This is a genomic window from Streptomyces sp. NPDC030222 (assembly GCF_055573115.1).
Map to the genome: position 1 here is coordinate 96299 of NZ_JBVICA010000014.1, position 19016 is coordinate 115314.

Genomic DNA, 19016 nt, shown 5'->3' on the forward strand with positions numbered 1-19016 from the left:
TGACGCAGGCGCCCGGGCGCACAAGCCTGTGGCTTGTGGGGACAGCCGGCGTACGTCTGTGCTCTGCACGCCGGCCGCCCGGACACCATCAACGTATGGCACCCCGTGCCAGCCCGCAAGACACTGCGTGCCAAGAATTTCTTACAGATGTCACCCAGGGGGCACATATGAGCAACAACGGCCGCCTCGGACGAGGCGGCCGTTGCTTCAGGTGCGCGGTCGAATGCTTTCCGTGTTCCGTGGGTCGCGGCTCACCCCTGCGTCACGCCGAGGAGGTTCCGGCTGTGGTGCGTGTCGAATGGCGGGTGTGCCCGGGGGCGCCACGTCCGGCAGGGCTTCCCGGCGAGCGACGTTCCGCTCGTCGGTTGGACACCGGGCTCCCCCGCAGGGTCGTACGGAGCCTCATGCCGTCGTCCGGCGCGGCCGGGCGATCACGGCCGGTCCGCCGTCGCGGCGCTGCGGCCACGGCCGGTCGGCCGTTCACGGCCCGGTGATCACGGCCGGTCCGCGCCCGCCCGGTCCTTCAGCGCCTGCTCGATCGTGCGCATCACCTCGTCCAGCGGCGCATCGGTGCGCGCCACCGTGACCAGGACTTCGCTGTCCCCGCCCACGGAGGCGACGCGCGCCTGCCCGGGCGCGGCCGTCGCCGCGGCCCGGCCTGCCCGGCCCGCGCCGATCCCGGTGCCGAAGGTGTCCCGGACGATCGCGAAGGCGTGGTCCAGCTGGGCCTCGACATCGCCCTGGCCGCCGGCCCGCAGCCAGCGGCGCAGTACGTGGTTGTGAGCCGTGACCACCGCGGATGCGGCCACCTCCGCCAGCAGCGGATCGTCGTTGCCGTCGTGGTGGGCGTGCTCGTCGAAATGGCCGAGGAGGTAGCGGGTGAACAGCCGCTCGTAGCGGGCCACCGAGGCGATCTCGGCCTCCCGCAGGGTGGGTACCTCGCGGGTGAGTTTGTAGCGGGCCACGGACACCGAGGGCTGTGCCGCGTACATCCGCATGACTTCCTTGATGCCGTTGCAGACGGTGTCCAGCGGGTGCTCGTGCGGCGGGGCCGCGTTCAGCACGGCCTCGGCCCGGACGAGGGTGTCGTCGTGGTCGGGGAAGATCGCCTCTTCCTTGGAGCGGAAATGGCGGAAAAACGTCCTGCGGGCGACACCGGCCCGGGCGGCGATCTCGTCGACGGTGGTCGCTTCGTACCCCTTCGCCGAGAACAGTTCCATCGCTGCGGCCGCCAGTTCCCGGCGCATCTTGAGCCGCTGCGCTGCGGCGCGACTGCCGGCGGCACTTTCCGGGGCGTCGGGCGCGGCGTTCGTTCGGGAGGGCGTGGCGGGCTGGGACATGTGACGAACGTACTGCATACGGGCGGGAAGCCGCGCCCGCGGGGGCAGGCCGCCCGAAGGTTCGAGCAACCCGCCCCAGTCCTCGGCCGTCCCTCCCCTGGCCGCGCCCCCCGGCTCAGCGCCGGGCATACTCGCGGAATCCGCGGCCCGTCTTGCGGCCCAGGCAGCCCGCCGCCACCAGGTGCTCCAGCAGCGGCGCGGGCGCCAGACCCGGGTCGCGGAACTCCGCGTGCAGCACCTTCTCGATGGCGAGCGAGACGTCGAGTCCGACCACGTCGAGGAGCTCGAACGGGCCCATCGGGTAGCCGCCGCCGAGCTTCATCGCCGCGTCGATGTCGTCGATCGTGGCGTAGTGCTCCTGCACCATCTTGATCGCGTTGTTGAGGTACGGGAACAGCAACGCGTTGACGATGAACCCGGCGCGGTCGCCGCAGTCCACCGGGTGCTTGCGGATCCGCGCGGTGACCTCGCGGACGGTGGCGTGGACGTCGTCGCCGGTCAGCACCGTACGGACGACCTCGACCAGCTTCATCGCCGGGGCGGGGTTGAAGAAGTGCATGCCGATGACGTCCTGCGGACGCGAGGTGGCGCGGGCGCAGGCGACCACGGGCAGCGAGGACGTGGTGGTGGCGAGCACCGCGCCCGGCTTGCAGATCTTGTCGAGGGTCGCGAAGAGCTGCTGCTTGATCTCCAGGTCCTCGGCGACGGCCTCCACGGCCAGGTCGACCTGGGCGAACGCGTCCAGCGAGCCGGCCGGGGCGATCCGGGCCAGCGTCTCGTCGCGGGCCTCCGCGGTCAAACGGCCCTTGTCCACCGAGCGGGCGAGGGACTTCGCGATACGGGCCTTCGCCGTGTCCGCCTTCTCCTGGCTGCGTGCGGCCAGGACCACGTCGTAGCCGGCCTTGGCGAAGACCTCGGCGATGCCGGACGCCATGGTGCCGGAGCCGGCGACGCCGACGCTGCGGACCTCCCGGCCGCCGCCCGTCTCGTCCTGCTCCAGGGGCGTCAGGGCGTCCCGGACCACGACCGGGCTGCCCGCCGCCTCGTAGGTGTAGAAGCCCCGGCCCGACTTGCGGCCGGTCAGTCCGGCCTCGCTGAGCTGCCTGAGGACCGGGGCCGGCGCGTGCAGCCGGTCGTGCGAGGCCGCGTACATGGCCTCCAGCACGGTACGGGCCGTGTCGATGCCGATCAGATCGAGCAGCGCGAGCGGGCCCATGGGCAGTCCGCAGCCCAGCTTCATCGCGGAGTCGATGTCCTCGCGGGACGCGTAGTTCGCCTCGTACATCGCCGCGGCCTGGTTGAGGTAGCCGAACAGCAGCCCGTCGGCGACGAATCCGGGGCGGTCGCCGACCGAGACGGGCTCCTTGCCGAGCTCGCGGGCGAGCGCGGTGACGGCTTCGACGGCCTTCGGGGAGGTCAGCACCGAGGAGACGATCTCGACCAGCTTCATCGCCGGGGCGGGATTGAAGAAGTGCAGCCCCAGCACCCGCTCGGGGCGTGCGGACTCGGCGGCGAGCCGGGTCACGGACAGCGCGTTGGTGCCGGTGGCCAGGATGGCGTCCGGGCGGACGATGCCGTCCAGCGCGGCGAAGACCTGGTGCTTGATCTCGTACGACTCGGGGACGACCTCGATGACCAGGTCGGCGTCGGCCGCGGCCTGGAGATCGGAGAAGGTGCGGAACCGGGCGAGCACGTCCCGCCGTTCCTGCTCGGTGATGCGCTCGCGGTCCACGGCGCGGGCGGTGGAGGCCTCCAGCGCGGCGACGGCCTGCCGGGCGGCGGCTTCGCTGACGTCGATGCCGATGACCTCACGGCCGGCGCGGGCCAGGACTTCGGCGATACCGGTGCCCATGGTGCCGAGACCGACCACGGCGACAGTGTTCAGAGGGGTGTCCATCACGGGACTCCAGAGAAAAGAGTGACGACTGAGGAGGGAGCCGCACCGCGCCTCGTCTTCGCGTACCGGGCATCACATGCCTGCGGAATACCGAAGAGCCGAGCGGCGTGCGGGAGTTGTGTGTCGTGGTGAGGGGCCGGGCGTCCGGGAAGAACCGCGGACCTCCGGTGCGACGGACTCTGTCCCGGAGTCACGTCGTACAAGGCTGCCGAACCGACATCCCCCCGAGTCCTCGCGGAACGGGGGACCTCCGGGTGGCTGCGTCACCAGGCCACCGGGAGTGGGCGGGGAGTGTGCCCCGCGCTCTTATGAGCTTAACCGGCGGGTAACGAGCGCGCCAGACCTCCGGCAAGGCCGGAGCATGTGATCTGCGCCGCCGATACGCTGGCCGCCATGGACGTGGATCCCCTCGACGAGGAACTCCGCTCGCTCACCGACCGGCTGCGCTCCGAGGCGGGTTCGGCCGCGGCCCTCGACCGGCTGGTCTCCCTGGACGACTCCGACGAACTGGCCGATGTGCTCACCGCCCCCGACTGTCCGCTCTGGGCGCGCGAAGCCGCCGCGTTCCGGCTGGGCTGCCGCGGCGACCGGCGCGCCTTCGAACCCCTCGTCCTGCTGCTCAACCATCGGGACGCCGAACGCCGCGCCTCCGCCGCGCACGCCCTGACACTGCTCGACGACCCCCGCACCGCCCGCGCGGCGGCCGCCCTCGCCACCAATGAACTGCGCGTCGCCTACGCCGTGCACTCCGTCCGGTTGCTGATCGCGCTCCGCGCCCCCGAGTCCGTTCCCGCCCTCCTCACCACCCTGCGCCGCCGCCTCATGCCGGGGGACCCGCACCGCCTCGTCGCCCTCGCCTGTGTCGAGGGACTCGGTGAGCTCGCCGACCGGCGGGCCCGGCCGGCCCTGGAGGCGGCCCTGACTCATCCCGGTCTGTCGGAGGCGGCCGCCTCGGCCCTCAGCCGTCTGGCATAGCGCACTTCGGGCACGGCCGTGCCGTCCACGTCGAACGCCGCGGCCGTGCCGTCCGGGACGAAGCCGGCCCGCTCGTAGAAGCGACGGGCCCGGGCGTTGCCCTCGAGTACCCAGAGCACGACCGATTCCGCCCCGTCCGCACCCAGCAGGTGCAGCGTCCGCTCGACAAGCGCCCGGCCCACCCCCGTGGAGACCCGGTCGGGCCGCACGTACAGGGCGTAGAGCTCGGCCTCGCCCGGGGACGCGCCGTCCCCGCGGTGCGGACCGGAGCAGGCCCAGCCGATCACCTCGTCGCCCTGCGCCGCGACGAGATGGTGGATACCGCCGGCGGCCGCACCCGCGAACCGGGCGCGCAGCCGCTCCGTCTCCTCGGCGACGTCCATCGCGTCGAGGTACGTCTGCGGCACCAGTCCGGCGTACGCCCACTGCCAGCCGCGCACCCGGACGCCCGCCACCGCCCGGCAGTCGGCGGCGGTCATGTCCCGTACCAGGACGGAAGGGGACGAGGGGAGGGGAGCCGAGGACATGGTCACCCTCCCGAGACGAGGGCGAACGCCTCGATCTCCATGAGGAATCCGGGAGAGACCAGGGCCGCGACCTGGACGGCGGAGCTCGCGGGGAGACGGTCGGCGCCCAGGAACTCCTCCCGGACCGTGCGGATGTGCGGCAGATGGGCCATGTCGGTCACGAAGTACGTCAGCTTCACCACGTCGCCGAAGGTCGCGCCGGCGGCCGCGAGGCAGCGCCGGAGGTTCTCGAAGACCTGCCGGGCCTGGGCCGCCGGGTCGCCGGGGCCGACCAGCCGGCCCTCCTCGTCGAGTGCGAGCTGACCGGAGACGGCGATGAACCGACCCGTTCCCCAGACGACATGGGTGTAGGCGGTCGCCGGGAACACGCCTTCGGGGGCGCGGACATGCGTGAGATCACTCATGGGCACATCCTGCGTCACGCCCCCGCCGGCGGTCGCGTCGATTTGCCTCTCGGGTTCCCCTCAGGGGCGGGTGCCGAGCAGACCGTGCAGGACGCCGCCGGCGCCGCCCGCGGAACGGAGCGGTGCGTCCTCCGGCAGCGGCTCCGGCCCGGGCAGCGCCGGGCAGACGGCGTCCGCCTCGCCCTGGCCGCGGGGCACCCGGCCGGTGGCGAGGTAGTCGGACAGATGGCGGTCCAGGCAGTCGTTGCCGCTCAGCGTGATGCCGTGGTTGCCGCCGCCCTGCTCGACGACGAGGCTGGAACCGCGGATCTCCCGGTGCATCGTGACACCGCCCTGGTAGGGGGTGGCCGCGTCCTCGGTGGCCTGGAAGATCAGTACGGGCGGCACCTCGCTGTTCGCCACCTCCGGGGCCGCCTCGTGCGGAGGGGTCTTCCAGAACGCGCACGGAGCGTTGTACCAGGCGTTGTTCCATGCCATGAACGGCGCCTTGACGTACGCCTTCCAGTTGTCGTGACGCCAGACGTTCCAGTCCCTCGGCCAGTAGGTGTCCCGGCACTGCACGGCGGCATAGACCGAGTAGCCGTTGTCGCCCTTCGCGTCGACCGCGCCGAGATTCTCGTACGCGGTGACGAGCGGCTCCGGGTCCTTGTCGTTCACATACGCGGCGAACGCCTCGGCGAGGTGCGGCCAGTAGCCGTCGAAGTAGCCGCCGGGCAGGAACGTGTCCTCCAGCTCGCTGGGACCGACCCTGCCGCCCGCGGGATCCCTGCGCAGCGCCGCGCGCATCGCGTACCACCTCGCCTCGACCCGGGCGGGGTCGGTGCCCAGCCGGTACGCGTCGTCATGGGCGGCGACCCAGGCCATGAACGCCTTGTGGCGGGCGTCGAAGGCGTAGTCCTGGCCGAGGTTGTCCTGGTACCACACACCGGTCGGGTCGACGACGGAGTCCAGCACCGCGCGCCGCACCCGCTCCGGGAACAACCTGGCGTACAGCGCCCCGAGGTAGGTGCCGTACGAGTAGCCGAGGTAGTTGATCTGCTCGGCGCCCAGGGCGGCCCGGACGGCGTCCATGTCACGGACGGTGCTGACGGTGTCGATATGGGGCAGCAGGTCTCCGTGCCGTGCCTGGCAGGCCTCGGCGAACGCCCTGGCGCGCGCGAGGTTGTCGCGTTCGGTCCACGCGTCGAACGGCACGGAGTCGGGGCGCACGGTGTCGAAGTGGCCGGGGCGGCAGTCGAGGGCGGGTTCGCTCTTGCCGACGCCGCGCGGGTCGAAGCCGATCACGTCGTACTGTGCGGCCACGTCCTTCGGCAGCGACCGGGCGACGAAGCCCGCCAGGGTGAGCCCCGTGCCGCCAGGACCGCCGGGGTTGACCAGGAGCGGCCCCTGGTACGTCGCGGAGGTGTGCGGAACGCGTGAGAGCGCGAGGGTGATCTGCCGGCCTCCCGGTTTCTCGTGGTCCAGCGGCACCTTCACCGAGGAACACTGCAGGGTCGGATAGTCCTTCGTGGCGCAGTTCGACCAGACGGGCCCCGTCCGGCCGGCGGTGGACTCGGCCGAAGCGGCGGGCGGTACGGCGGTGACCGTCCCGGCGACGGCCGTGGCGACGGCGAACAGAACTGCTGCGCGTTGCATCAAAGTGGTCTCCCCTGAGCGTGGAGGGAACGCGGCTGTGCGAGGGCGCGGGCCGGGCCCCCGTCCGCCGCATCGTCCCGGAAACCACGCCCGGGAAACGGGACATGTCGGCGAATGACGCCCTTTCAGGGGAGACAATGGTCAGTTCGGGCGCACTGTGCGGGTGAACGTCCCCGCCGGGCCCGGTGGATCCCGGCGGGCTGCTTCACAGCAGTGTCAGCTGGGTGGGCCCGGTCGGCTGTGGCTCCGTGGTCCTCCGGATGTGCCGGCTGCCGCCGTCCTGTGCAGGCCCGATGCCGAACTCCGCGGCCAGTTCGTGCACCTGCCGTGTGATCCGGCGCTGGTACCAGGTGGGGGCGTACGCCCCGTCCGCGTAGAGGCGTTCGTAGCGCGGCACCAGGTGCGGATGGTGCCGGGCCAGCCAGGCCGTGAACCACTCCCGTGCGCCGGGCCGCAGATGGAGGACCAGCGGCGTCACCGAGGTCGCCCCGGCCTCCGCCACCGCCCGTACGGTGGCCCGCAGTTGCCCGGGGTCGTCGCTCAGGAAGGGGATGACCGGGGCCATCAGCACCCCGCATCCCAGGCCGCGGTCAGTGAAGGCGCGGACCACGTCCAGACGCCGCGCCGGTGAGGGTGCGCCGGGCTCGACCGTCCGCCACAGCCCGGTGTCGAGGAAGCCGACGGAGACGGACACGCCGACCTCGGTGACCTCGGCGGCCCGGGCGATCGGCTCGAGGTCGCGCAGGATCAGCGTTCCCTTGGTCAGGATGGAGAAGGGGTTGGCGTGGTCGTGCAGTGCGCCGATGATGCCGGGCATCAGTCGGTAGCGGCCCTCCGCGCGCTGGTAACAGTCGACGTTGGTGCCCATGGCGATGTGCGCGCCCTGCCAGCCGCGCGAGGCGAGTCTGCGGCGCAGCAGCTCCGGGGCGTTGACCTTGACCACGATCTGCGAGTCGAAGCCGAGTCCGGTGTCGAGGTCCAGATAGCCGTGGGTCTTCCGGGCGAAGCAGTAGACACAGGCATGGGTGCAGCCGCGGTACGGGTTCACGGTCCATTCGAACGGCATGCGGGAGGCGCCCGGGACCCGGTTCACGATCGACCGGGCGCGGATCTCGTGGAAGGTGATCCCGCGGAATTCCGGGGTGTCGAAGGTGCGGGTGACCACCTGGTCGGCGCCGAAGAGCTCCGCGGCTGCCGTGCTGCCGCGGCCTTCGCCCAGATTGTCCCAACGCATGGTGCCTCCTCGGCCGGGCCCGACCCCCTGTGAGGAGAATAGAACATTCGTTCGCATGAAGCGATGCGGTGGTCGGCTGTGGTGGGATGGCCGTACCTGTCCGACGTACCGCGCGTACGGGGACCCGGACGTATTGGAAGAGGAGAACCATGGCGCAGGTCGAGGCCACCACGGAGCGGATCATCGAGGCGGACCCGGAGACGGTGTTCGACGCGCTGGCCGACTACAAGGACACCCGTGCGAAGCTCCTGCCCGAGCACTTCAGCGAGTACCAGGTCCGCGAGGGGGGCGACGGTGAGGGCACCCTCGTCCACTGGAAGCTCCAGGCCACCAGCAAGCGCGTCCGTGACTGCCTGCTGGAGGTGACCGAGCCGTCCGACGGCCGCCTGGTCGAGAAGGACCGCAACTCGTCGATGGTGACCACCTGGACCGTCACCCCGGCCGGACCGGCCGGCACCAGGGTCGTCGTCACCACCGTCTGGAACGGCGCGGGTGGCATCGGCGGCTTCTTCGAGCGCACCTTCGCGCCCAAGGGTCTCGCGCGTATCTATGACGCGGTGCTGGCCGGGCTCGCGGCCGAGGTCGCGAAGTAGTCGATCACCGGATCGGGTGGACTTCGGCGGGCGTCGGCGGCTTGCGGCCGTCGGTCGCCGATGCCGGTGATGCGGATACCGGCCGCACGCCGTTCGCCGGTTGTCGATCGTCGATTGTCGGTGGCGGGCCGCCGCCACCCGGCCTCCGTGGGGTGGCCGCGCCTCCGCCGGCCGTCCGGTGCCCGTGGACGAATGGCTGCCGGTGCCCGGCGGCGGACGCGGCCGGGCTCGTCCACCCGGCGGGCACCGGCGGTGATCCGCCCGCCGGGCCCGCGCTCGGAGGGCGTGGCGCATCGCGCCGGGGTGTTCGGGCCGAGCAGCGATCACGAGGGCGGCGACTGCCTCGTCCGGTGGCTCCCCGGGAATCCTGTCGGGTGCGAGCGTCCGGGAGTCCGCTCCGGAGCGGCGCCCGCGTGCTGGAACTTCCCTGTCCCGTCCCGGGGTTCGGTCACTACGACGGGGCGCCGGCCGTCCGGTGCCCTGCCGGCGGGCATCTTCCGCACCGGCCGGGCCGGCAGTGCCGCCGGCCGTCGGCGCCCTCCGGCTCGGGGCGCCGGAGCGCGGACCGGGCGGCGAATCCCCGGAGTTGCCCTCCGCATGGCCGGTTGCAGGGCGGGACGGGTGATCTCCGCGACGGCGGCGGCGGCGCGTTGTCCACAGGCCTGGCAGGGGTGACCGGCAGCGCGTACGGTTTCCAGGCATGAAGATCCTCATCAGCGCCGATATGGAAGGCGCCACAGGTGTCACCTGGCCCGCCGACGTGCTGCCGGGGACTCCGCAGTGGGAGCGGTGCCGTGGCATGTTCACCTCGGACGTGGACGCGGCGGTGCGGGGTTTCTTCGACGGGGGCGCCGACGAGGTGCTCATCAACGAGGCGCACTGGACCATGCGCAATCTGCTGCTGGAGCGCATCGACGAGCGGGCCGAGATGCTCACCGGCCGGCACAAGTCCCTCTCCATGGTCGAAGGCGTACAGCACGGTGACGTGGACGGCATCGCGTTCGTCGGCTACCACACGGGGGCGGGCAGCGAGGGCGTGCTCGCCCACACCTATCTGGCCAACTCCATCACCGGGGTGTGGGTCAACGGCACCCGCGCGAGCGAGGGCCTGCTCAACGCATATGTTGTCGCCGAGTACGGCGTGCCGGTCGTCCTCGTCACCGGTGACGACCTGACCTGTGCGGACGCCGAGGGCTACGCGCCGGACGCCCGCAAGGTGGCCGTGAAGGACCATGTGTCGCGCTACGCGGCGGTGTGCCGTCCTCCCGCGAGGACCGCCGAGGCGATCAGGGGTGCCGCCAAGGAGGCCGCGGCCCTGGCGGTGCGTCACGAGCCGGTGCGCGGCGGGCCGTTCACCGTCGAGCTGGAGTTCGACGCCGAGCACCTGGCGGCCGCGGCCACCGTGGTGCCGGGCGTGGCGCCGTCCGGCGAGCGGCGGATCGCCTTCACGAGCGGCACGATGTACGAGGCCATTCGCACCTTCAAAGCGGTCACGACGATCGTCTCGGCGGCAGTGGAGGAGCAGTATGGCTGACATGACCGGCAGCGGGAGCCCCATCGTCGACGCGACGGCCCTCGACGAGGTGGTGCGCTTCACCTCCGACCTGATCCGGATCGACACCACCAACCGGGGGTCGGGGGACTGCCGTGAGCGCCCCGCCGCGGAGTACGTCGCCGAACGCCTCGCGGACGCGGGCCTGGAGCCGGTGCTGCTGGAACGGACTCCCGGACGCACCAATGTGGTGGCCAGGATCGAGGGCACGGACGCGTCGGCCGACGCCCTGCTCGTCCACGGTCATCTGGACGTCGTCCCGGCCGAGGCCGCCGACTGGACCGTGCACCCGTTCTCCGGGGAGATCCGCGACGACGTCGTCTGGGGACGCGGCGCGGTCGACATGAAGAACATGGACGCCATGGTCCTCGCCGTCGTCCGTGCCTGGGCGCGGGCGGGCGTCCGGCCCCGACGCGACATCGTCGTCGCCTACACCGCCGACGAGGAGGCCAGCGCGGAGGACGGCTCGGGTTTTCTCGCGGAACGCCACGCGGAGCTGTTCGACGGATGCACCGAGGGCATCGGCGAGGCCGGGGCGTTCAGCTTCCATGCGGCGCCCGGCATGACCGTCTACCCCATCGGGGCGGGCGAGCGCGGCACGGCCTGGCTGAAGCTCACCGCTCGCGGCACGGCCGGCCACGGCTCCAGGATCAACCGCGCCAACGCCGTGAGCCGCCTCGCCGAGGCCGTCGCCAGGATCGGCGCATACGAATGGCCGGTGCGGCTCGTCCCGGTCGTGCGGGCCGCCCTGCGGGAGCTGGCCGCGCTGCACGGGATCGTCGCCGACCCCGACGCCCCGGACTTCGACGTCGACCGCCTCCTGGAGAAACTGGGCCGCTCCGCCGCACTCGTCGAGCCGACGGTCCGCAACAGCGCCAACCCGACCATGCTGGAAGCGGGTTACAAGATCAATGTGATTCCGGGCGAGGCCACCGCCTACATCGACGGGCGCTGTCTGCCCGGAGGCGAGACCGAGTTCCGCGAGACCATGGACCGGCTCACGGGCCCCTGCGTCGACTGGGAGTTCCACCACCACGAGGTGGCGCTGGAGGCACCTGTCGACTCGCCGACGTTCGGCAGACTGCGTGCCGCCGTGGAGCGTTTCGCGCCCGACGGCCATGTCGTGCCGTTCTGCATGTCGGGCGGGACGGACGCCAAGCAGTTCTCCCGCCTGGGCATCACCGGGTACGGCTTCTCGCCGCTGAAGCTGCCGCCCGGATACGACTACGCGGCGATGTTCCACGGCGTCGACGAACGCGTACCGGCCGAGGCCCTGCACTTCGGCGTCCGGGTGCTCGATCACTATCTGCAGACCGCATAGGGGAGTGGGGAATGGTTCCGACGGGGCCCTACGGCAGTTGGCCGTCGCCCATCGACGCCGGGCTGGCCGCCCGCCACAACGGCTGGCCCGAATACATCGGCACGGTCGGTGACGAGGTGTGGTGGACCGAGCCACGCCCTGCCGAGGCGGGGCGGCGGGCACTGGTCCGGCTGAGCCCGGACGGCACCGAGACGACGGTGCTGCCCGCCCCCTGGAACGTGGGCAGCAGGGTCGTCGAATACGGCGGACACCCCTGGGCGGCGGTCGCGCGCGTCGGGGGCGGGCCCCTGCTGGTCTTCGCCCACTTCGGCGACCAGCGGCTCTACGCCTACGAACCGGACTCCGGTGGCGAACCCCGGCCGCTCACCCCGGTGTCACCGGCCGGCGGCGGGCTGCGGTGGGCGGATCTCCAGGTACGGCCCGAGACCGGCGAGGTGTGGTGCGTCCTCGAGGAGTTCACCGGGGAGTCCCCCACCGATGTGCGCAGGGTCATCGTCGCCGTGCCGCTCGACGGATCGGCCGCGGAGGACCGGAGCGCCGTCCGGGAACTGTCCGACGCCCGGCACCGCTTCGTCACCGGCCCCTGTGTCTCGCGCGACGGACGAAGAGCGGCCTGGATCGCCTGGGACCACCCCCGCATGCCGTGGGACGGCACCGAGGTCATGCTCGCCGACATCCGCAAGGACGGCACGTTCCACGGGGAGCGGCCGGTGTTCGGCGGCCCCGAGGAATCCGTGGCCCAGGTCGACTGGACCCCCGACGGCCGGCTGCTCGTCGCCTCGGACCGCACCGGCTGGTGGAACCTCTACCGGCTGGACCCGGACGGCGACTCGGCCGATCCTCAGGCCCTGTGTCCACGCGACGAGGAGTTCGCGGGACCGCTGTGGACGATCGGGCTCACCTGGTTCCGGCCTCTCGACTCGGGGCTGATCGCCGTCATCCACGGCAAGGGGACCACGGCCCTCGGCATCCTCGACCCGGAGACGGGGGACGTGGTGGACGCCGCCGGACCCTGGACCGAGTGGCAGCCGACGCTCGCCGTCCACAGCAGCCGTGTCGTCGGAGTCGCCGCCAGCCCCCGCACCGGATACGAAGTGGTGGAACTCGACACCTGCACCGGTCGCACCCGGGTCGTCGGCTACGCGCACCAGGACGCCGTCGACCCGGCCTACTACCCCGAACCGCAGATCCGCACCTTCACCGGCCCCGACAGCCGGGAGATCCACGCCCACGTCCATCCGCCGCACAATCCCGGCCACATAGCACCCGCGGAGGAACTGCCGCCCTATGTGGTGTGGGTCCACGGCGGTCCCACCAGCCGCGCCCCCCTCGTCCTCAACCTCTCCATCGCGTACTTCACCTCGCGTGGCATCGGCGTCGCCGTGGTCAACTACGGCGGTTCCACCGGGTACGGCAGGGAGTACCGGGAGCGGCTGCGCGAGCAGTGGGGCGTCGTGGACACCGAGGACTGTGCGGCCGTCGCCCGGGCCCTCGCCGAGGAGGGCACCGCCGATCCCCACCGGCTCGCCATCCGCGGCGGCAGCGCCGGGGGGTTCACCACCGCGCTGTCCCTCGCCACCACCGATGTGTACGCCTGCGGCACGGTCGTCTACCCCGTGCTCGACCTGACGGAATGGCTGAGCGCCGACGGCACCCATGACTTCGAGTCCTGCTACACCGAGGGTCTGGTGGGATCCTTCGCCGAGTTCCCCGCCCGGTACCGGGACCGCTCGCCCGCGCAGCACACGGACGGGATCACCGTCCCCTTCGTCCTGCTGCAGGGTCTGGACGACGTGATCTGTCCCGCCGAACAGTGCGAGCGTTTCCTCGCGCGGATGGCCGGCCGCGGGGTCCCGCACGCCTACCTCGCCTTCGAGGGGGAGGGGCACGGCTTCCGGAGGGCCGACACCATACGGCAGGCCCTGGAAACCGAACTCGCCCTGTACGTCACGACGTTCGGCATCGACCGGAACGACGTACCGCTGCTGGAGTTCCGGACATGACCGGGACGAGACGTCCAGGGCCGGTTCCGCTCGTCCGCGCGAACCGGCTGCGGCCGGGCGCCCGGGTCGCGGTCGTCGCTCCCAGCGGCCCGGTTCCCGCGGAGCGGCTCACCGCCGGGCTCGACATCCTGCGGGGCTGGGGCCTCGACCCGGTCGCGATGCCGCACGTCCTCGATGTCCACCGGGACCTGGGCCATCTCGCGGGCGACGACACGGTCCGGGCCCGTGACCTCCAGAACGCCTGGTGCGACCCGGACATCGCCGCGGTGCTCTGCGCCCGCGGAGGCTACGGTGCCCAGCGCATGGCCGATCTGCTGGACTGGGCGGCGATGCGGGCCGCCGGCGCCAAGGCGTTCGTCGGCTTCAGCGATGTGACCGCCCTGCACGAGGCGTTCGCGATGAACATGGGACTGTCGACCCTGCACGGGCCGATGGTGGCGACCGAGTCCTTCCTCAAGGAGCCGTTCACCCAGGAAGCCCTGCGGGCCACCCTCTTCGCACCGGAGTCGGTCCGCACCCTCGGCCTGGAGACCGCCCGCCCCCTGGTGCCGGGCCGGGCCTCCGGCTTCACCCTCGGCGGCTGCCTGTCCCTGCTGGCCGCCGGGCTCGGCACCTCGCACGCCCGCGCCACCGCCCGCGGCGGCCTGCTGCTGCTCGAGGACACGGGGGAGGAGCCCTACCGGCTGGACCGGGCGCTCACCCAGCTGCTGCGCGCCGGTGTGCTCGACGGCGTCTCCGGGATCGCGCTCGGTTCCTGGGAGGAGTGCGGGCCCTACGAGGAGGTGCGTGCCGTCCTGCGTGACCGGCTCGGCGGGCTCGGTGTGCCGGTCGTCGAACAGCTGGGCTTCGGGCACTGCCCGAGGGCGCTGACCGTTCCGCTCGGGCTGCCCGCGGTGCTGGACGCGGAGGCGGGCACGATCACCCTGAACGTGCCCGCCCTCCGGTGACGCCCTTGGTGACGCCGGTCCGTGGTCAGACGGCGAGCGCCGCGTAGCCCGGCCGGATCAGCTCGTCGATGATGCGGCGGCGCTCCGGCAGCGGCAGGAACGCGGCCTCGACCGCGGCGACCGTGAACTGCTCGAAGACGGACGGGCCGTAGCCGAAGGCGTCCACCATGTGCTGGAACTCCTGGCTCATGGTGGTGCCGCTCACCAGACGGTTGTCCGTGTTCAGCGTGATGCGGAAGCCGAGCCGGCGCAGCAGGTCGATGGGGTGGCTCGCGTAGTCTTTGGCGGCGCCCGTCTGCAGGTTCGACGTAGGACAGACCTCCAGCGCGATCCGGTTGTCACGGATGTACGAGGCGAGGTGGCCCAGGCGGGCGCCGCTGTCCTCGTCGACCACGATGTCGTCGGTGATCCGCACACCGTGGCCGATCCGCTCGGCACCGCACACCTGCACCGCCTCGTGCACCGACTCCGCGCCGACCGCCTCGCCCGCGTGGATCGTGAAGTGGCAGTTGTGGTGCTTCAGGTACTGGAACGCGGGCAGGTGACGGGCGGGCGGGTTGCCGATCTCGCCACCGGCGATGTCGAAGCCGGCGACACCGCGGTCGCGGTGCGCCACGGTCAGCTCGGCTATCTCCTTCGAACGGTCCGTGTGCCGCATACCGGTCAGCAGCGCGCGGACCGTGATCCGGCCATCGGCCCGCCGCTCGCCCTCACGGAAGCCCTCGTTGACCGCGTCGACGACCTCGTCGAGGGTCAGACCCGCCTCGAGGTGCTGCTCGGGTGCGTACCGGACCTCGGCGTACACGACGCCGTCCGCCGCCAGGTCCTCGGCGCACTCGGCGGCGACGCGGAACAGCGCGTCGCGGGTCTGCATCACCGCGCAGGTGTGCGCGAAGGTCTCCAGGTAGCGCTCCAGCGACCCGGAGTCCGCGGCGTCCCGGAACCACACGCCCAGCTCCGCCGGGTCCTCCGTGGGCAGCGCCGTGTAGCCGCAGGCCCCGGCCAGCTCGATGATCGTGGCGGGCCGCAGGCCGCCGTCCAGGTGGTCGTGGAGGACCGCCTTGGGGGCGCTGCGGATCCATTCGGCGACGTTGTCAGACAAGTGCGAGTGCATGGGGCGGGAGTGTACGCCACGAAAGCGCTCGCGGCGACGGAGTACGGGCTCGCGGCGACGGAGTACGGAAAGCGGAATCCACCGCCGGACCGCCGAGTCAGGGGTTTGCCCGCCGCCGGTCTGCCGGTCGGGGGCTTGCCCGCCGGTCAGCCGGTCTGGAGCAGTGGCAGCGCCGGCGCGCCGGTCGGCAGCATGTGCTTGGCCGCCAGGACGGGCGTGCCCTCGGTGCGGACCACCTGGGTGATCAGCACGGCGGGGGTGTCGGCGGGCCGGCCCAGCTGTTCGCCCCTCCGCTGGCCCAGCAGCGTCGCGGTCACGCTGCTGTGCGCGGTCAACGGCACACCTCGGGACGCGGACACGAGCACGGCGAGCATGGACGGGCAGGCCGTCCGCTCCGACTGCGGTGCGCCGCGCAGCGCCTCCGCGAACGCCGGGTGCGCCCGGTCCAGCACGTCCTCGGCCGCCGCCCACTCGTGGCTGAGCGCCGCGGCCGTCCCCTCGCCCGTGAGCAGCGACTCCCAGAACCTCAGCTCGGCCCTGGCCGGGGCGAGCAGATGCTGCGTGGTGAAGTCCGTCGGCTCCTCCACGGTCCGCAGCAGTGGCCGCACCCGCAGCGGCGTCCCGGCCGACAACAACTCCTCCAGCGGCTGGATCTGCTCGAAGCCGCGCCGCGGGGGACTGTCGTTGACCGTGCGGCCCACCCCCCGGCGCACCGACAGCAGCCCGTCCTCCTGGAGCAGCAGGAGTGCCTCGCGCAGCGCCGGGCGGCTCACCCCCAGTTCGGTGGCGAGCCGTGGTTCCGACGGCAGCGTCGAGCCGGGCGGGTAGGTGCCGTCGTGGATCGCGTCGGCGATGCGTTCGTAGAGCACGACCACTGGTCTGCGCTGCTGTCCGCCGACTGCCACGGCCGCCTCCTCGGTTCGGTTGTCAGCAAGTTACGAGGAGCCGGCGGGCCTCGGCAATCTGCACCGTTCCTGCTTCCGACCTGTGAGATCCCGCGGCGGGCGCATATCGCGCGGTCGGCTCCTGACCTGGCCGTTCACGGAACCCGGTCCCTCCGGACACCTGCTTGTCTGACAAGTATGGCGTCCGTGAGCGTCTGTGAACTGCGTGAGGCGAATGGCGGTGTCCGCCGAAGGTCACCGGTGGGCGACGTGAAGCCGCAGCAGCCGGCACCCGCGCACCCCCGAGCACGGCGGGACCGCCCCCCGTAGCCTGCGAAGATGCAGCAGAGCGCGACGTATCTGGCCGTGGGGCCCCGGGTGGGCCTGCGCCCGTTTAGCCTCGGTGACGCCGAGGAGTTCACCGCACGGGCCCGGGAAAGCAGGGACCTGCACCATCCCTGGCTCTTCCCGCCGGAGGACGCCGACACCTACGCCGTCTATGCCGGCCGGCTCATCGAGGCGCCGGACCGCGCCGGATTCCTGGTCTGCGAGCGGACCGGCGGCGGCATCGCCGGCTTCATCAACATCAACAACATCGTCCGGGGCGCGTTCCTCTCCGGGGCGCTCGGATACGGCGCCTTCGCACACGCCGCCGGGCGCGGTCTGATGATCGAAGGCCTCGGACTGGTCCTCCGCCATGCCTTCGGGCCGCTGGGCCTGCACCGGCTGGAGGCCAACATCCAGCCGGGGAACCATGCGAGCGTGACCCTCGTCCACCGCGCCGGATTCCGTCTGGAGGGATTCTCCCCGGACTTCCTCCACATCGACGGCGCCTGGCGCGATCACGAACGCTGGGCGATCACTGCCCCGGCCCGGGACGACGATGACTGGTGCCGGTGACGAACGCCGGTGACCCCACGCATGGCGCCGCAGGCGGCCGCTCACGTCGGCGGCCCCGTGGGCCCCGTCCCTTCCGGGACGGGACACGGGGCCGTGCGGAGCGGAATCGTCACCGGCGGGCGTAGACGCCCTCGACGAAGCTGGCGATCTGTTCCTCGGACAGATGCTGTGCCAGGTCCGCTTCGCTGATCATGCCGACCAGCCGCTTGTTCTCGATCACCGGGAGCCGCCGGATCTGGTGGTCCCGCATCTCGTTGAGCACCTCGCTGACATCCGCTCCCGCGTCCACCCAGCGGGGGGTTCCCTGGGAGAGTTCGCCGCAGGTGATCCTCGACGGGTCGTGCCCGAGGGCGACGCACTTGATGACGATGTCCCGGTCGGTGACGATGCCGCAGAGGCGTTCGTTCTCGTCGCTGATCGGCAGTGCGCCCACCTCCAGCCGGCGCATGAGCTGGGCCGCGCGGTCCAGCGTCTCGGTCCTGGCGATCCACTGGGCTCCCGGATGCATGATGTCCGCAGCCGTGGTCATGGCCCACACCTCCTGGGTGACGTCCATTCGGGTTGTGTGCTCCGCCTCCCATCGTGGGCGCCATCGCGCGGGTGCGCGACCGCGGCCGGGTACCGGGCAGGGGCGTCGACCTCGAAGAGGGACGCAGACAGGAGGGCTGCCGGGCGGAGGACTGGCGGCCGGAGCACCACCCGCCGCCCGGCACTTGGCGACGCGGGGGTCGCGCGCCCGGGGCCCGGAAGGGCGCGGACCGTCGGCGGCCGGGGTGAGGGACCGCCGGCCTGAGGACCGCCGGCCGGAAGACCGTCGGAAGACCGTCAGACCCGGCAGAGGATCTCGGCGTGCGGCACCATGAACCAGGCGTCCTCGTGCCGCCCCCACTCCCGCCACGCGTCGGCGATCTCGGACAGCTCTTCCCACGTCGTATGGCCGCCCGCTACCGCGAGCGTGGCGTAGCCGGAATCCGTCGTGCGGTCGGCCCACAGTCCGGTCCACCACTCCCGCTCCTGAGGTGTGGTGAAGCACCACGCCGAGGCCGTGGCCTTGATGTCCGTGAAGCCCGCCCGGCGGGCCCAGGACAGCAGGCGGCGTCCGGCGTCCGGTTCACCGCCGCCGGCTCTGGCCACCCGCCCGTAGGGCTCCTGCCACTTGTCCAGGCCTGTCGACGCGGGGTACCAGGTCATGGCGGAATAGTCGCTGTCGCGGGCCGCGACCACACCTCCGGGCCGACAGACCCGCCCCATCTCGCGCAGCGCCGCCACCGGATCGCCCACGTGCTGCAGCACCTGGTGTGCGTGGACCACATCGAACGAGTCGTCGGGGAACTCCAGGGCGTGGACGTCCGCCACGGCGAACCGGACGTTGTCCAGACCGCGCTCCGCCACCACGGGCCGTGCTTCCTCCAGCACGTCCGCAGCCGCGTCGACCGCCGTCACGGTGCCGGGGGCGACCAGAGCGGCAAGGTCGGCGGTGATCGTGCCGGGCCCGCAGCCGACGTCCAGGACGTCCAGTCCGGGGCGCAGCTCGCCCAGCAGATAGGCCGCGGAGTTGGCGGCGGTACGGCTGCGGTGCGAGCGCAGTACGGACTCGTGGTGGCCGTGCGTGTAGACGGCGGTCTCCTTCGGCATGCGGTCGCCCCTCCTCCTAGCCGGGCTCATACGCCGGCTCATACGCCGGGCCGCC

The 19016-nt window shown here is 72.1% G+C and carries 17 protein-coding genes; 7 read left to right on the plus strand and 10 right to left on the minus strand.

What is annotated here, in order from left to right:
* Positions 1-494: 494 nt before the first annotated feature.
* Positions 495-1340 carry a TetR family transcriptional regulator gene (locus ACZ4Z5_RS20985; RefSeq protein WP_468264874.1) on the minus strand — a complete coding sequence of 282 codons (846 nt, stop codon included), beginning with the start codon at positions 1338-1340 and terminating at the stop codon, positions 495-497.
* A 115-nt stretch (positions 1341-1455) separates the two neighbouring features.
* Complete coding sequence (locus tag ACZ4Z5_RS20990) at positions 1456-3237, minus strand: 3-hydroxyacyl-CoA dehydrogenase family protein (protein ID WP_468264876.1); 1782 nt, start codon at positions 3235-3237, stop codon at positions 1456-1458.
* A gap of 393 nt (positions 3238-3630) precedes the next feature.
* Between ACZ4Z5_RS20990 and ACZ4Z5_RS20995 the strand changes: the two genes are divergently transcribed.
* The gene (locus ACZ4Z5_RS20995) at positions 3631-4212 is read left to right on the plus strand and encodes a HEAT repeat domain-containing protein (RefSeq protein WP_468264878.1); all 582 of its coding nucleotides are present in this window, start codon (positions 3631-3633) and stop codon (positions 4210-4212) included.
* On the opposite strand, the gene ACZ4Z5_RS21000 is transcribed toward ACZ4Z5_RS20995, so the two are convergent.
* The 4 genes from ACZ4Z5_RS21000 to ACZ4Z5_RS21015 form a co-directional block, all read right to left on the minus strand.
* Positions 4161-4739, minus strand: a complete 579-nt coding sequence (locus ACZ4Z5_RS21000; RefSeq protein WP_468264880.1) for a GNAT family N-acetyltransferase — start codon at positions 4737-4739, stop codon at positions 4161-4163. The genes ACZ4Z5_RS20995 and ACZ4Z5_RS21000 overlap by 52 nt on opposite strands.
* Positions 4740-4741: 2 nt before the next feature.
* The gene (locus ACZ4Z5_RS21005) at positions 4742-5143 is read right to left on the minus strand and encodes a RidA family protein (protein ID WP_468264882.1); all 402 of its coding nucleotides are present in this window, start codon (positions 5141-5143) and stop codon (positions 4742-4744) included.
* A 60-nt stretch (positions 5144-5203) separates the two neighbouring features.
* The gene (locus ACZ4Z5_RS21010) at positions 5204-6781 is read right to left on the minus strand and encodes an alpha/beta hydrolase (protein ID WP_468264884.1); all 1578 of its coding nucleotides are present in this window, start codon (positions 6779-6781) and stop codon (positions 5204-5206) included.
* Between the two features lie 202 nt (positions 6782-6983).
* Positions 6984-8012: an Rv2578c family radical SAM protein gene (locus ACZ4Z5_RS21015; protein ID WP_468264886.1), complete on the minus strand. Its 1029-nt coding sequence runs from the start codon at positions 8010-8012 to the stop codon at positions 6984-6986.
* A gap of 149 nt (positions 8013-8161) precedes the next feature.
* Here ACZ4Z5_RS21015 and ACZ4Z5_RS21020 point away from each other — a divergent pair, with 149 nt between their 5' ends.
* From ACZ4Z5_RS21020 to ACZ4Z5_RS21040, 5 genes are all read left to right on the plus strand, one after another.
* A complete protein-coding gene (locus ACZ4Z5_RS21020) occupies positions 8162-8605 on the plus strand; it encodes an SRPBCC family protein (protein WP_468264888.1) in 444 nt (147 codons plus the stop codon).
* 700 nt (positions 8606-9305) lie between these two features.
* Complete coding sequence (locus tag ACZ4Z5_RS21025) at positions 9306-10139, plus strand: M55 family metallopeptidase (RefSeq protein ID WP_468264890.1); 834 nt, start codon at positions 9306-9308, stop codon at positions 10137-10139.
* Positions 10132-11478: a M20/M25/M40 family metallo-hydrolase gene (locus tag ACZ4Z5_RS21030; RefSeq protein ID WP_468264892.1), complete on the plus strand. Its 1347-nt coding sequence runs from the start codon at positions 10132-10134 to the stop codon at positions 11476-11478. The genes ACZ4Z5_RS21025 and ACZ4Z5_RS21030 overlap by 8 nt, the downstream gene beginning before the upstream one ends.
* An 11-nt stretch (positions 11479-11489) precedes the next feature.
* Complete coding sequence (locus ACZ4Z5_RS21035) at positions 11490-13481, plus strand: dipeptidyl-peptidase 5 (protein ID WP_468264894.1); 1992 nt, start codon at positions 11490-11492, stop codon at positions 13479-13481.
* Complete coding sequence (locus ACZ4Z5_RS21040) at positions 13478-14428, plus strand: S66 peptidase family protein (RefSeq protein ID WP_468264896.1); 951 nt, start codon at positions 13478-13480, stop codon at positions 14426-14428. The genes ACZ4Z5_RS21035 and ACZ4Z5_RS21040 overlap by 4 nt, the downstream gene beginning before the upstream one ends.
* A 25-nt stretch (positions 14429-14453) precedes the next feature.
* Here ACZ4Z5_RS21040 and ACZ4Z5_RS21045 read toward each other — a convergent pair whose 3' ends face one another.
* Positions 14454-15542 (minus strand): adenosine deaminase, encoded by a 1089-nt coding sequence (locus ACZ4Z5_RS21045; RefSeq protein ID WP_468264898.1) that lies wholly within the window; start codon positions 15540-15542, stop codon positions 14454-14456.
* A gap of 146 nt (positions 15543-15688) precedes the next feature.
* Complete coding sequence (locus ACZ4Z5_RS21050) at positions 15689-16447, minus strand: GntR family transcriptional regulator (protein ID WP_468264900.1); 759 nt, start codon at positions 16445-16447, stop codon at positions 15689-15691.
* A 318-nt stretch (positions 16448-16765) separates the two neighbouring features.
* On the opposite strand from ACZ4Z5_RS21050, the gene ACZ4Z5_RS21055 reads away from it, so the two are divergent.
* Positions 16766-17326 (plus strand): GNAT family N-acetyltransferase, encoded by a 561-nt coding sequence (locus ACZ4Z5_RS21055; protein WP_468264902.1) that lies wholly within the window; start codon positions 16766-16768, stop codon positions 17324-17326.
* A 109-nt stretch (positions 17327-17435) separates the two neighbouring features.
* Here the strand turns inward: ACZ4Z5_RS21055 and ACZ4Z5_RS21060 are convergent, their stop codons facing one another.
* Positions 17436-17855: a CBS domain-containing protein gene (locus tag ACZ4Z5_RS21060; protein ID WP_468265044.1), complete on the minus strand. Its 420-nt coding sequence runs from the start codon at positions 17853-17855 to the stop codon at positions 17436-17438.
* A gap of 296 nt (positions 17856-18151) precedes the next feature.
* Positions 18152-18961: a class I SAM-dependent methyltransferase gene (locus tag ACZ4Z5_RS21065; protein WP_468264904.1), complete on the minus strand. Its 810-nt coding sequence runs from the start codon at positions 18959-18961 to the stop codon at positions 18152-18154.
* Between the last annotated feature and the right edge of the window lie 55 nt (positions 18962-19016).

Coding starts and splice junctions, on each gene's coding strand:
- ACZ4Z5_RS20985 (WP_468264874.1), bottom strand. CDS start 1,340: ATGTCCCAGCCCGCCACGCCCTCCCGAACGAACGCCGCGCCCGACGCC.
- ACZ4Z5_RS21055 (WP_468264902.1), top strand. CDS start 16,766: ATGCAGCAGAGCGCGACGTATCTGGCCGTGGGGCCCCGGGTGGGCCTG.
- ACZ4Z5_RS21065 (WP_468264904.1), bottom strand. CDS start 18,961: ATGCCGAAGGAGACCGCCGTCTACACGCACGGCCACCACGAGTCCGTA.
- ACZ4Z5_RS21025 (WP_468264890.1), top strand. CDS start 9,306: ATGAAGATCCTCATCAGCGCCGATATGGAAGGCGCCACAGGTGTCACC.
- ACZ4Z5_RS21045 (WP_468264898.1), bottom strand. CDS start 15,542: ATGCACTCGCACTTGTCTGACAACGTCGCCGAATGGATCCGCAGCGCC.
- ACZ4Z5_RS20990 (WP_468264876.1), bottom strand. CDS start 3,237: ATGGACACCCCTCTGAACACTGTCGCCGTGGTCGGTCTCGGCACCATG.
- ACZ4Z5_RS21040 (WP_468264896.1), top strand. CDS start 13,478: ATGACCGGGACGAGACGTCCAGGGCCGGTTCCGCTCGTCCGCGCGAAC.
- ACZ4Z5_RS21030 (WP_468264892.1), top strand. CDS start 10,132: ATGGCTGACATGACCGGCAGCGGGAGCCCCATCGTCGACGCGACGGCC.
- ACZ4Z5_RS21015 (WP_468264886.1), bottom strand. CDS start 8,012: ATGCGTTGGGACAATCTGGGCGAAGGCCGCGGCAGCACGGCAGCCGCG.
- ACZ4Z5_RS21035 (WP_468264894.1), top strand. CDS start 11,490: ATGGTTCCGACGGGGCCCTACGGCAGTTGGCCGTCGCCCATCGACGCC.
- ACZ4Z5_RS21020 (WP_468264888.1), top strand. CDS start 8,162: ATGGCGCAGGTCGAGGCCACCACGGAGCGGATCATCGAGGCGGACCCG.
- ACZ4Z5_RS21060 (WP_468265044.1), bottom strand. CDS start 17,855: ATGACCACGGCTGCGGACATCATGCATCCGGGAGCCCAGTGGATCGCC.
- ACZ4Z5_RS21005 (WP_468264882.1), bottom strand. CDS start 5,143: ATGAGTGATCTCACGCATGTCCGCGCCCCCGAAGGCGTGTTCCCGGCG.
- ACZ4Z5_RS21000 (WP_468264880.1), bottom strand. CDS start 4,739: ATGTCCTCGGCTCCCCTCCCCTCGTCCCCTTCCGTCCTGGTACGGGAC.
- ACZ4Z5_RS20995 (WP_468264878.1), top strand. CDS start 3,631: ATGGACGTGGATCCCCTCGACGAGGAACTCCGCTCGCTCACCGACCGG.